Origin of the sequence: Arcticibacter sp. MXS-1 (assembly GCF_041902385.1) — a bacterium.
GTDB lineage: Bacteria > Bacteroidota > Bacteroidia > Sphingobacteriales > Sphingobacteriaceae > Arcticibacter.
The window spans coordinates 3,619,072-3,631,153 of record NZ_CP169244.1 but is presented as its reverse complement, the minus strand read 5'-3'; the positions used below and the strand labels follow the sequence as shown (position 1 = coordinate 3,631,153).

The window sequence follows — 12,082 nt, the reverse complement described above, 5'->3', positions numbered from 1 at the left end:
TCTTATCAAGCGCTTGATCCAATTGTGCAGGAACAATAAGCTCAGACCTTACTTAGTGCCTTCGGCTTGCATTTCTGCACCGAATGTGTTTTTTTAATAAAACTGCCCCTCATTGAGGTGCCAGGAGAGACGGCAGAAAAACCGCACTTCTCATCGAAATCGCACCCAACCTCTGTAACTAGTGGGCCTTGAACCTCTGTACTTTAATGATCCTTAAAGTTCCATTTGCAGTTGTCGCTTTTCATATCAAACTCTGCAAGTGTTGGGGTGCTGTCGCCGGACGACACTAAGGCTAATTGCGGCCCGGAGTTCCGGCTTGTTTTCGGCATGATCCTGTATGTACCGTCAATTAATTGGTCAATTCGCCAGAGTTGTTCAGGTGTACCGGTATACGTTGGAACTGTGATAACTTCGGCCTCCGCTGTTGCGGCTAACGCCCTCTCAGTACCTGCTATTGTTATCTTATAGTAGGGACCACCCAGGCAACCGCCAGCTTCAGGAACAGCAGTAATGCTCCATTTTTGGTGCGGACGAAACATGTAATCGCCGATTCTCACCTCTATATTTCCGGCTGGCCAGCCCTTAATAACGTCTTCCAGTTTTTGCGATGGAACCGGCTTGACGGGTTCATCATCGTTATGATGAAATGGTCTCATCCCACCGGGCATCCTTGTGAAATCGACAGCTAATTCGAGAGCGTAACCTCTCCTCTCCGATTCTATTTCGTATGTCCCCTCCCTGAAATTATCGCCGGCAACAGGCCAGCCATTTCTCCAGAGCAGCGGCCGGATACCCAGCACACTCCGCCCACCCTGATCAAGGTCAGCCTCATAGTGACAGGACATTTTCTCGACTCCATCTTCCAGCACAATGCGGCCAAAATGTCCCGCCCCATTCACTCTTCCGCCAGCTGCGAGAACCATCTTGCCACCGCCTTTTAACATTTCTCTTCCCACGTTATCCAGATATGGACCGGTTATTTTTCGGGCCCGCCCAACAACAATGTTGTATGTGGAGTTAGGGCCGTCACAGCATGTCCCGTGCGTACCGAGAAGATAATACCAGCCATCTTTATACATCAGAGCAGTCGCTTCACAATCAATAGCGATATTGATTGCTTCGTTGCCTTCGACCCTTTTTCCAGTCCTGGGATCCAGTTCGACAAGCCGGATGAATCCGAAATAGGTCCCATACGATAACCACAAGCGGCCGTCCGTCGGATCAAGAAGGAGTCCCGGGTCTATTGCGTCGCAATCTTCCACCCCGTCTGACGAAGCGACTACCACGGGTTCTGAATACTTAAAGTCGGGAGAATTAGGGTCCAACGTCTTATTCCACATAGTGAGTATTCTTCCATTATGTCCTCCCCCAAGGCCGCCTCCGGTTGCACCATAGGCCATGAGGTAACGCTCTCCGATCTTTAACACATCAGGCGCAGCCCCTCCGCCCGGTCTGATGGCCCCCTTGTTCCAGGTCCAGCCATCTTCGGATATTAACCCTCCAGAGCCGGTACCGAATGTATAATACCGGCCTTCGCACTCCGTAATCGTTGAGGGATCATGTATAAATGGCTTACCAATCTGTGCTCGCGCAGACCCGCCTAAGCACCATGATAAAAGGCAGATTGCGCCGAATACTTTAACTAATTTTTTCATCGAAACTTAAGGTTTATATAATCGGTCAGTAAGGGGATCATCCGCTTCACTTAGAACTGACCATAAGATCTTTTATTGGCTGTCCTTTTTCATCCAGAAAACGCAGACAAAAATCACTCATCCCCGGGCCATTGATCACTGCGCCTTTGATTATATTCTTGCCCTTATTGAGGGTCAAACGTTTTGAAACGCAATCGTCCATAACCATACGTCTGTCTCCTGAAAGGATCAAAGCCTCTCTTCCATTAAGCCACCACATGGAAGCTGAATTTGAGCCGACAGCCAGCCTCACATTTTTCATTTCCCGGCGACTATTCACAATCGTCGCTGCCCAAAACACTACTCCGTATGTTTCCTTTCCCAGTCCGGAGGCAAAGCGGTAAAGTTTAATATTGAACATTTTGCTGTCCAGGGAGTGCCACTTTAACACCTGTGTGCCAAAATGAACCTTTTCATCCTCCTTCGGAAACACAGTTAACCGCCCCGGGCGATTCTCTTCCGCAAACGCGGTTCTTATGTAGCTGTCGGTAAAAACAGTATTGCTGCGATTGGGTTTACTAATCGGTTCCAGAAGTAACCAACGCTGAATGAAACCATTGGAGTCGGGTGCTTTTCCGGACGCAGCGGGAACAGTAAAATATCCCTGAAGACCGCGGGCAGTGTCAGCCTGGACACCCCCTCCGCCTTGCTCTCTTTTATAGCGGAATATCCTTGTAATCCTGTTCCTCCTGAAATAAGGATGCCTGTTGTGATCAACAGTAACCGGCCTTTCATGCTCATAGCTGATTTGTAAAGTGTTTATAATGGCGGGCTCATGATATTCTTGTATCAGCTCAGCCTCATTACCTGCAACGTTAGCAGATTAGCACGAAGAAGGATAGCAGTTATGTCGAAATCGATAGGACATTTGTCATGATTCTTGCAACAAGGGGACGACCCCTAAGATTACCTGAGACAACCGCTCTCCTCCTGCGAACAGTTCACTATATCCGGGCCTGAGAACTGCACCTGCAAGCTGTACCAAACCTGAGACTGGCGGGGGATGGGTGGCAGCCCCGTTATAGTCAGAACCGACTCAGGACCGAGTCAGGACCGAGTCAGCACCGAGTCAGCAACGACTCGTGTCGGTTCTGAATCGGTTGCAATACGGTGCTGTCTTGCTTCAGGATTTGCTTTGTGGAGTCAATGTCTTTGAAGAGGTAGCCGCTTGTCTCAGGGAGCTCCTGACCGGCCCTCATTTGCCGGTTCCTTGCCATAAGGCTTTCACTCTTGGAAAGGGAAAAATAGATTAAACCGATGTCTGACGGATATAGGCTAGATGATTCGATAGAGGCGTGTTGTGCGGGCGCACCTGCACAAGCCGGCAATTAGAAAAGCTGTTTGAAGAGAGCTGCCTAACTGAATATTTTTCTCCAAATTCCCTTTTCCTTTTTGCTGAATTTCCTGACCACTCCATCAGTAGACAGGCCGAGTGCCATTGCTGCATTATAAGCAACGAGGTATTCGTCACGCTCCATATAGTCCTTCAATATGGTGGTTACTCTCTGGTCTTTAAATGCCGGCAGTAAATGAAGAATGGAGATAAGTTCGTATTGATTGGTAATACGAGGGAGCTCATTCAGAACCGCATCAATCATTCTGCCGTCCCTGCAAATTTGAAAGATGGCAAACGCGGCTGTTACCCTGATCGCCTTACTGCTTTTGTCCAGCAAGTCATAGAGCTTCGGCAGTGCAGCAGTTGACTTCAGATGTGCTACACCAAGGATAGGCCAGCTGTCGCCGGCGCTGATAGAGTTTATCAACTCGGCTTCCGCGATCTTTAACTCTTCTTTAGAAAGTTTGTGGAGGAGGTCAAGGGGGACACCCTCTTTCCTCTGCGCCCAGGTATTTGCCCCTAAAAATTCGCGTCTGAATACTTCTAATTGATCGTCCGACTGCATATCTCTGATTTGTTCTCTAAAACCAATCGTCGTTACTATTGTTCGACTCGATGCAATTTACCTAAGTCGGGTAGCTAATCACCAGAATATAACCACGCGAGACGATTATCACCATAACTATGCTACGAATCTTTTGTTTATTCGTAGATGAACAAGGAGGAAAGCAAAAACGTCTACCTGGTGTACAATAAGATTGCACAGTGGTTTGCAGAACACAGGTATACCGGACTGATGGAAAAAGACCATCTGGACCAACTGCTTAAATCTCTGCCCCCTGGGGGAAAGGTGCTCGATCTCGGCTGCGGAACAGGAAAGCCTATTCTTGAATATCTGCTCAGCAAAAACCTTGATGTCACCGGCGTAGATGCGAGTAGTAAGGTACTCGAAATCGCAAAAGCAAACTTTCCTGCCGCTGAACTGATTTTAGCGGATATGAGATTCCTGAATTTAAAGAAGACGTATGATGCGATCATTGCGTGGCATAGTTTTTTTCATCTGCCGGCAGAAGATCAGCCCGCCATGTTTAAAATTTTTGAGAAGCATATAACCCCCCATGGCATTTTGCTTTTCACATCGGGAACAGAACGAGGAGAGGCATGGGGCACGATGGGTGGTGAAAACGTATTTCACGCCTCTCTTGATACCAGCGAGTATGAATCCTTATTGGCCCGGCATGGCTTTAAAATTCTGAAGCACATTGAGAACGATCCGGATTGCGGAAATGCAACGATTTGGATGGCGCAAAGGAGTTAAAGGCAGCTGTTATGTATGCTCGCTTCTGGCCTCGTTCTGAGCCCTTAGCTTCCCCTTTGTTACAGACGGGCTGTTGCTTCGCTCGTTCGTCGCTTTGCGGGCAAAAAATATTCGAAGCAAAAGATACAGAATCTCAGGGTTCAAATGCAGGTAGCGAGAATGATAGTCACGCTTGACAGTATTCACAGAAGCGTGGTTTATTGTTTATGAAATGGCATTGGTTTCAGTCCGCACAATTCTCCTCATTTCAAATATTATTTTAATTTTGTTAAATGAGAAGGAAAAACGTTTTAGCCGCCCTGTTATCCCTCACACTGTCTACCTTGTTTGCTCAAACGAATAAAGAGCCGGTAGACTATGTTAACCCGTATATTGGAAATATCAGCCATATGCTGGTCCCCACCTATCCCACGGTGCATTTGCCTAACAGCATGCTGAGGGTGTATCCCGAGAGGGAAAACTATACCGGCAATCTGTTAAACGGTCTGCCACTGATAGTAACCAGTCATCGCGGAAGCTCTGCCTTCAATCTAAGTCCCTATCAGGGGGATGTTGAAAGCATTAAAAGTGTCATCCCTTTAAGTTATGACAACGAAGTGATTAAACCATATTTCTACAGCGTGGATCTGGACGAGCTAAACATCTCAGCAAAATATGCCCCGTCGCATCAGTCTGGCATCTATGAGTTTGTCTTTTCGGACCCAAAGAAGCCAGCTTACCTGATTGTGAACACCCGCAATGGAGAGTTGACGAAAACGGCAGGCAGTATCAGCGGGTATCAGCAGCTTGATAACAACACGAAAGTGTATATCTACATGGAAACTGACGTGCATCCCCAGACGATAGGAACTCATAAGGGCGTGAAGATTGCCGCGGACGAGAATTCCGCAAAAGGACAAAACGCGTATTATATCATCCGCTTCCCCGGGAATACTCCAAACGTAAAACTGCGGTACGGCGTCTCTTTTATCAGCGCTGCGCAGGCAGAGAAGAACCTCCGGAGGGAGATCAAGAATTATGACCTTGAGGCTGTTGCCAAAGCGGGCCGTGATATATGGAATCAGACCCTGGGGAAGATCAGCGTTAGCGGCACTGATGAAGATGCTAAAGCTGTGTTTTATACTTCACTTTATCGCACCTATGAGCGCATGATCTCCATCTCGGAGGACGGGCGTTATTTCAGTGCGTACGACGGAAAGGTACACGACGACAAAGGAAAAACTTTTTATACAGACGACTGGATATGGGACACCTACAGGGCTACGCATCCTCTCCGGACGATCATAGAACCGCAGATGGAGAGTAATATGATCAACTCCTACATCACGATGACGCAGCAGATGCCCCGCGCCTGGATGCCAAACTTTCCTGAAGTAACGGGCGACAGTCGCAGGATGAATTCCAACCACGCCGTTGCGATGGTGGCCGATGCGTACAGCAAAGGACTGAAGGGATTTAACTTAGAAGAAGCTTATCAGGTATCGAAGGCGGCGATCACTGAAAAAACATTAGCGCCCTGGTCTTCCAAGCCTGCTGGTGTCCTCGACAGGTTTTATAAGAATAACGGGTACTTCCCTTCTCTGGCTCCCGGGGAAAAGGAAACAGTGCCGGAGGTGCATAGCTGGGAGCGGCGTCAGCCCGTTGCCGTTACGCTGGGAACAGTATACGATGAATGGTGCCTTTCGAAAATAGCCGACGCCATCGGAAACAAAAAGGATGCGGGCTACTTTTCAGAGCGGAGTAAAAATTATCGCAAAATATTCAATCCCACTACCAAATTCTTCCATCCTAAAGATTCGCTGGGCAACTTTATGCCCGACCTTGATTATCGCTTTCCTCCGGGAATTGGAGGAAGAGATGCCTACGATGAAAATACGGGCTATGTTTATCGCTTTGATGTGCAGCACAATATTGCAGACCTCATCAGCCTGACCGGCGGAAACGAAGCTTTTGTGGCAGCGCTGGAAGATATGTTCAGCACTCCGCTCGGAAAAGGCCGTCCGGACTTCTATCATATCTATGCCGACCATACCGGTAATGTTGGCCAGTTTTCTATGGGTAATGAACCGGCCATGCACATCCCCTATCTGTATAATTATGCCGGGCAACCCTGGCGCACGCAGAAACGGGTTCGTAATCTGCTCAACCAGTGGTTCAGGAATGACCTGATGGGTATTCCGGGCGACGAAGATGGCGGAGGTCTCACGTCTTTTGTTGTATTTTCTCAGATCGGATTCTACCCGGTTACTCCCGGACTCCCTATGTACGTGATTGGCAGTCCTGTTTTTAAGAACGCTACGCTAAAATTAGGAAACGGCAGAACGTTTACGGTTAGGTGTGAAAACTATTCTCCCGACAATAAGTACATACAAAGTGCAATGCTGAACGGAAAAGTATGGAATAAATCCTGGTTCAGCCACGAGCAATTAATGAAAGGCGGCTTACTGGAGCTGACGATGGGTAAGCATCCGAACAAAGCATGGGCTGCAGGGGCAGAGTCGGTTCCTCCCTCGTTTAAGATGCCTTAGTTTTTTGAGGTGAAAGCCTTGTGGCTGCGGTTATTTCTGACTGAATGTCGATGGAGAAAGGTTAATCGAGAGCCTTAACGGGCGGTCCTGTTATTGAAGCAATGAGAACCTCTTCTTTATTTTACGGCTTACCGACGAAGATCTTAACCGGCAATACCCCGAACCATAGAACAAAGAAGAGGCTGGCTCACAAGCAATTCAGCCTCTTCTTTGTTCCTAAACTATTAATTCACAGCAGTTTGCTTTAGATATAGAATCCCCTTTGAAAGTCGATGACAGCAGTGACGGTTCCTACTCGACTGTCCAGGCCACGGGATCCAAAATTCAACTTTAGGCTAACGCTGTTCTTTATCACGCAAATAGAACACGATCTTTTCGGCTTCAGTACTTACAGTCTCCTTCGTTTTCCTATTATAAATCGTCAGTTTTGCCTTCCCGTATAAGGAAATACGGTCCCTGGGCTGGCTTAAAACAATAGAATCTTCGGCAGAATAGCTATATGTGAGAAAATCTCCGCTTATAGTATCACCGTTCACTATGTATTTAGATACGTTTAGCTGCCCGCTCTTAGATGGTGTATCTTCCAAGCCATCAGCAGTTGAAACGTGAGATGCTATAAAGCTTCTGCCGGCAAAGCTTGAAAAGCAAAAAGCAGACAAGAGAAGGGCAGAAAAAGCAATAGAAAGTTTGGTTTTCATATGACTGGTTTATTTTGGATTTAAAGATACGCATTATTAATGCTTCTGTTTTAAATCAAAATTTTCCCTAATCAGATACAGACATATGCCCTACTGTGCTGGCTCCTCCCTAATTCTTCCATCTCATCGTCGCCGATCGGGATAAGTATGTGCCCGAATCCGTTTCCCATCCCTTTCTCCTTCAGAACGACTTGTCAAAAGCCAGAATATATTTATCGATATAGAGCTGTCTTTCCCTGGATTTGTATTGCTGTATAAAACGCGGATGCTCCAGCACGTGCAGGCGGTCGAAGAGCCGGGCTTCCTTATTAAGCGTGCTGATAAATTCAGCGTTTTTCTTTCCCAATACAAAAACTTCCGAAGTGTCGAGTCCCATACTGATATGTTGTCTCATGGAGGCAACCATAAAACTCTTTACCATTTCAAAAAGACGAGGATTATCGTAATAATTCGCGTTAAGCCATTTGTCGCCTGACCGTCTGATAATGGCGAGAGGGAAAGGGGAATTAATGTAAAAGTGCCTGTAAAAGTGCTCTGGCCCGCCGTAGCCAGCTATCATATCGTACATAAAGACGGAGGATAACTCGTGAGTACGTGCCGACATCATTTTAATGCCACACATACTTTCCAGTCGCTTTGTGTCTGTAAAAGGTACTCCCGTCACTCCTGCCCCATGCCGGCTTGGATTGATCCCGATAATGAAGCGACGCTGCCGAGTATCGCTATAATACTTCTGATAAAACTGTTTCATCACCTCCACCGTTTCCGGATTATCGAGGTAGGGATTCAGTACCCTGAAGCCCTCTGGCAGATCACCGGGGTAGTGTAGCCCAAGGTTGAAATCAATCACTTTTTCTGCAAAGGTCCCTGTCATATAGCGTTCTTTTCGGTCGATGTTCATTCCTATTGGCGGACGGCCGACAAATTTATGGAATTAAACTTCTCCACACGCTTTTCACGCTTGCTTTTACTCCCACATCTCATTTTGTTCAGTCAGAATGATTGGTAGTCCGTCCGTTACCACTATTGTATGTTCATGCTGAACAGCAAAACCGCCTTTGTCGCCTGTCATCGTAAAACCATCGTTCGACTCTACAGCCCAGGAGGAGTGCGTGGTGATAAAAGTTTCAAGTGCAACAACCGAGCCTTTTCGGAACCTCCTGAGATCAAGCGGATCCCGGTAATTAAGAATGGCGTCAGGGCGCTCGTGCAAGCCTCTGCCCACCCCATGACCTCCCAGGTTCTTGATCACTTTAAAACCTTCGCGCTTGGCCTCCTTTTCAATGAGAGCACCGATTTCGTTGATCTTCACTCCCCCTCTTATTGCGCGAATGGCCTTCCTCAGGATAGCGCGCGAACTTTCGACCAGACGCCTTTGATTATGAATATCTTCCCCGACGATCATGGAACTCCCATTATCCGACCAATACCCATCTAGTTCTGCAGAAACATCTATATTCAGCAGGTCTCCTTCCCGAATAATTCGCTTATCGGATGGTATGCCGTGACATACCTCGTTATTGATACTGATGCATGCATGCCCCGGAAACTGATACACAAGATGGGGAGCCGACTTCGCTCCGAATCCGCTAAGCAACTGACCTCCATAATCGTCCAGTTCCTTTGTACTCATCCCCTGTCTCGCATAGGCATGCATTTTCTTCAATGTTAGTGCTACCGCTTCGCTTATCCGCCTCATCCCCTCAAGCTCTTCTTCATTTGTGATCACCATATATAGTCAAGTTTTGCTTCAAATTTAATTGCGGCACTAGCGACCCTGGTAGTATAACTTCGACATTCCATCTCCCATCACTGAATGTAGTATATTTGCGTTGTGCCTATCAGCTTCTTTAAATATATAGCGAGTCCCGACGAAAACGGTGTCGCCAGATTCACACCTTCTGATGACTTAAAGGAGTATGTGGAAGGGTACTACTTTCTTAACGAAGCACATTTCGCGGGCAGGGAACTGTTTTTCAATGACGGTTATCCCGTAGTGGCGTTCATGCAAACGAAAGACAAGAAGACCAGAATCAACGCAGACGGAGACCTGACATTAGTTGGTAACGCATGGGTTTGCGGAGGTATGCTGAGAAATATTTACTGCGAGTCTCCCGCCTCATTTGATGGGCTTTTTGTAATGCGATTTTATCCTGGCGCCTTTTTCAGGCTGTTTGAAACCGGACCTAAACTTTTTGACCAGAGGCAGGTTTTAGACTTCTCTGAAATAGCGGGATTTGGTTTTGAGGCATTTAACAATGTATTTTATTCCGCCTCCTCCGAAGACCAAAAAATAGAGGCAATAAACCGCTTCCTTTCCGCCAAAGTTTCCATCCATTCCTATCCGGACGTATTGACGGACGTACTGGAGCTGATTGATAAGCAAGGTATCCAGACAGTAAAGGCCCTGGTTAACGCATGTAAAGCCCGTTTAAGTTACAAATGGCTGGAAAGAAATTTCAAAAAACACCTCGGCGTCTCCCCGAAAAACTATCTTCTGATGCGCCGCTTCCTCCATGCTTACCTGGACCTGCAGGATACAAAGACAAAGGACCTTTTGCAGGTTGCCCTGGACAACGGCTATTGTGATGCCAACCATTTCATAAAGGATTTCCGGAAATTCTCGGGCGTTCCTCCCAAAACATATTTTCTCAATAGCGGGACGAGTATCGGCTAAAAGGGTTAAAAGCATGAATGAGGCTCGTTCCTGAAGGAGCGATCTTAAAAGGAATGGAGCAAATTAGCAGTAAGACTGGATTATGAACAATCCAGTCATTACCCGCCTGAGCACATTATCACCTTTCGCGAAGACGAGACGGGTCTGCTTCTTCATGTGCCTTACTTGGAAAGTGTAAAGATATCTATACGTTTCGACTCCTGATCCATGCTAAACCCACCTGCAAACAGGAGTGCATTGCCTGACGCAGCGCCGGCAAGGTTCCCCCTGGCTACGCTAAGCTGAGCTGTGGTCCACGTACCTGTTTTAATATTGTATATATCTACAATCTTTGATTCCTTGTCATTATTATCGTAGCCCCCTGCAAATACGATCTTATTGGGGAAAGCAGCGCCTGCCAGGTCAGACCGGGCTGCACTCAGTTTTGCTGTCGTCCAGGTACCGTTAGCAGCGTTAAAGATATCCGCAGTTTCCACCACGTCGTCGTTCGCATTACTGCCTCCGGCAAAGATTGCAATATTCCCAGCACCAGCAGCGGCGAAATGATCTCTCCCCATACTCAACTGCGCAGTAGTCCATTTTCCCGTGTTTACGTCGTAGATGTCTACAGTTCTTACCGGATCACCATTCTCATCATACCCTCCCCCAATCAAAATTTTGCTACCGGCGGCCGTTGCAGTAAGACGCCGCCTGGCAACACTGAGCTCAGCTGTAGACCATTGGCCTGTACTCACATCATATATATCTACCTTTTTTGATTCCTCTCCACCCGGGCCATCCGGAGAAGGGCTCGCTCCGCCCGCAAAGATAATTTTGTTCCCGGCTGCAGCAGCAGCGAGACGGTAACGAGGCTCACTGAGCTGCGCAACTGACCACTTACTGGTCACTACGTCATAAATATCAACAGCCTTACTGATGCCATTCTTTTCCATCCCTCCTGCAAAGACTATCTTGGTTCCTGCCGCCGCGGCGGCCAGCTCATAACGGGAAGGACTCGTAAGGGGAACCAGGTTGAGTGCACCAGTCTTCACATCGAAGATCTCGGCTGTTGTATAATCGCCTGTTGCCTCCCCGCCAGCGAAAACTATTTTACCTTTAAGTCCAGCAGCACCAAACTGGGCACGCGCTACCGAGAATTCAATGGAGCGGCTAAAGGAAATTTTATCGTACGCCAAATCATCAAGAAAAAAGTCGGAAGTGCTCAGGACGAATGATCCGTCAGACTTTGTCAGTTTGATCTTTCCCCCGCTTGCATCTTCAGGAATTATCACCGTCATCTCAGACTCCTTAATAGTAAGAGGTTTTACAGGAGCTGAATTTCCTACCTGAATATGAATCGCCTCCGGATTTACTCCAAACGTCTGACCCGTGATTATGAGCGTATCCCCAATCATGGCATTCTTTGGACTGAAGCCGGCAATTGAAAAGACCTGTTTCTGTTTGTCATCACCTTTCTTGCAACTAACAAATAAGGCAAGCCATAGGAAAATTAGATATCTGAATTCCATCGCTCTTTTTGCTTAAGGTTTAATTTTATCGAACTGTCTCTAACTAAGTTAAAGCGTCAAAGATAGCCGAGCATGTGAAGATCAGGAATAGTCATCGTTCGTCATTTTGCCCCTTCCAGATCCTCTCTTACTTTTTTAAGTATTCAACGGAAACGAGAGTCACTGTGAAACGGTCCCGTCTAATTCAGCATAACATCGGACCTACCTGCACTTATAACTAAAGTTGTAAGTTTCTTCGCCCGGTCCGTAAGCGTCCTTAAAGCGGACCTTTACTGACGTAATGTTGCCTTCAGCATCCTTTTGATAGCTGTAGTCTGTATTCT

10 protein-coding genes are annotated in these 12,082 nt (G+C 47.2%); 3 read left to right on the top strand and 7 right to left on the bottom strand.

Features of this window, described 5'->3' with window-relative positions; all coding sequences use genetic code 11:
- Positions 1–203: 203 nt before the first annotated feature.
- From ACES2C_RS15655 to ACES2C_RS15645, 3 genes are all read right to left on the bottom strand, one after another.
- Positions 204–1,655 carry a family 43 glycosylhydrolase gene (locus ACES2C_RS15655; RefSeq protein ID WP_374164017.1) on the bottom strand — a complete coding sequence of 484 codons (1,452 nt, stop codon included), beginning with the start codon at positions 1,653–1,655 and terminating at the stop codon, positions 204–206.
- Between the two features lie 46 nt (positions 1,656–1,701).
- Positions 1,702–2,127 carry a hypothetical protein gene (locus tag ACES2C_RS15650; RefSeq protein WP_374164016.1) on the bottom strand — a complete coding sequence of 142 codons (426 nt, stop codon included), beginning with the start codon at positions 2,125–2,127 and terminating at the stop codon, positions 1,702–1,704.
- A gap of 922 nt (positions 2,128–3,049) precedes the next feature.
- A complete protein-coding gene (locus ACES2C_RS15645; RefSeq protein WP_374164015.1) occupies positions 3,050–3,595 on the bottom strand; it encodes a hypothetical protein in 546 nt (181 codons plus the stop codon).
- A 147-nt stretch (positions 3,596–3,742) separates the two neighbouring features.
- Between ACES2C_RS15645 and ACES2C_RS15640 the strand changes: the two genes are divergently transcribed.
- On the top strand, positions 3,743–4,348 hold the full coding sequence (locus tag ACES2C_RS15640; RefSeq protein WP_374164014.1) for a class I SAM-dependent methyltransferase: 606 nt from the start codon (positions 3,743–3,745) through the stop codon (positions 4,346–4,348).
- A 272-nt stretch (positions 4,349–4,620) separates the two neighbouring features.
- Entirely contained in the window at positions 4,621–6,876 is a 2,256-nt protein-coding gene (locus tag ACES2C_RS15635) for a GH92 family glycosyl hydrolase (protein WP_374164013.1), read from the top strand.
- A gap of 335 nt (positions 6,877–7,211) precedes the next feature.
- Here the strand turns inward: ACES2C_RS15635 and ACES2C_RS15630 are convergent, their stop codons facing one another.
- From ACES2C_RS15630 to map, 3 genes are all read right to left on the bottom strand, one after another.
- A complete protein-coding gene (locus ACES2C_RS15630) occupies positions 7,212–7,574 on the bottom strand; it encodes a hypothetical protein (RefSeq protein WP_374164012.1) in 363 nt (120 codons plus the stop codon).
- 181 nt (positions 7,575–7,755) lie between these two features.
- A complete protein-coding gene (locus tag ACES2C_RS15625; protein ID WP_374164011.1) occupies positions 7,756–8,475 on the bottom strand; it encodes an SMUG2 DNA glycosylase family protein in 720 nt (239 codons plus the stop codon).
- A gap of 66 nt (positions 8,476–8,541) precedes the next feature.
- Positions 8,542–9,306: a type I methionyl aminopeptidase gene (gene map, locus ACES2C_RS15620; protein ID WP_374164010.1), complete on the bottom strand. Its 765-nt coding sequence runs from the start codon at positions 9,304–9,306 to the stop codon at positions 8,542–8,544.
- 102 nt (positions 9,307–9,408) lie between these two features.
- Between map and ACES2C_RS15615 the strand changes: the two genes are divergently transcribed.
- A complete protein-coding gene (locus tag ACES2C_RS15615; protein ID WP_374164009.1) occupies positions 9,409–10,251 on the top strand; it encodes a helix-turn-helix domain-containing protein in 843 nt (280 codons plus the stop codon).
- 161 nt (positions 10,252–10,412) lie between these two features.
- Here the strand turns inward: ACES2C_RS15615 and ACES2C_RS15610 are convergent, their stop codons facing one another.
- Positions 10,413–11,759 (bottom strand): kelch repeat-containing protein, encoded by a 1,347-nt coding sequence (locus ACES2C_RS15610; RefSeq protein WP_374164008.1) that lies wholly within the window; start codon positions 11,757–11,759, stop codon positions 10,413–10,415.
- Positions 11,760–12,082 lie beyond the last annotated feature (323 nt).

Coding starts and splice junctions, on each gene's coding strand:
- ACES2C_RS15640 (WP_374164014.1), top strand. CDS start 3,743: ATGAACAAGGAGGAAAGCAAAAACGTCTACCTGGTGTACAATAAGATT.
- ACES2C_RS15645 (WP_374164015.1), bottom strand. CDS start 3,595: ATGCAGTCGGACGATCAATTAGAAGTATTCAGACGCGAATTTTTAGGG.
- ACES2C_RS15610 (WP_374164008.1), bottom strand. CDS start 11,759: ATGGAATTCAGATATCTAATTTTCCTATGGCTTGCCTTATTTGTTAGT.
- ACES2C_RS15625 (WP_374164011.1), bottom strand. CDS start 8,475: ATGAACATCGACCGAAAAGAACGCTATATGACAGGGACCTTTGCAGAA.
- ACES2C_RS15655 (WP_374164017.1), bottom strand. CDS start 1,655: ATGAAAAAATTAGTTAAAGTATTCGGCGCAATCTGCCTTTTATCATGG.
- ACES2C_RS15630 (WP_374164012.1), bottom strand. CDS start 7,574: ATGAAAACCAAACTTTCTATTGCTTTTTCTGCCCTTCTCTTGTCTGCT.
- map (WP_374164010.1), bottom strand. CDS start 9,306: ATGGTGATCACAAATGAAGAAGAGCTTGAGGGGATGAGGCGGATAAGC.
- ACES2C_RS15635 (WP_374164013.1), top strand. CDS start 4,621: ATGAGAAGGAAAAACGTTTTAGCCGCCCTGTTATCCCTCACACTGTCT.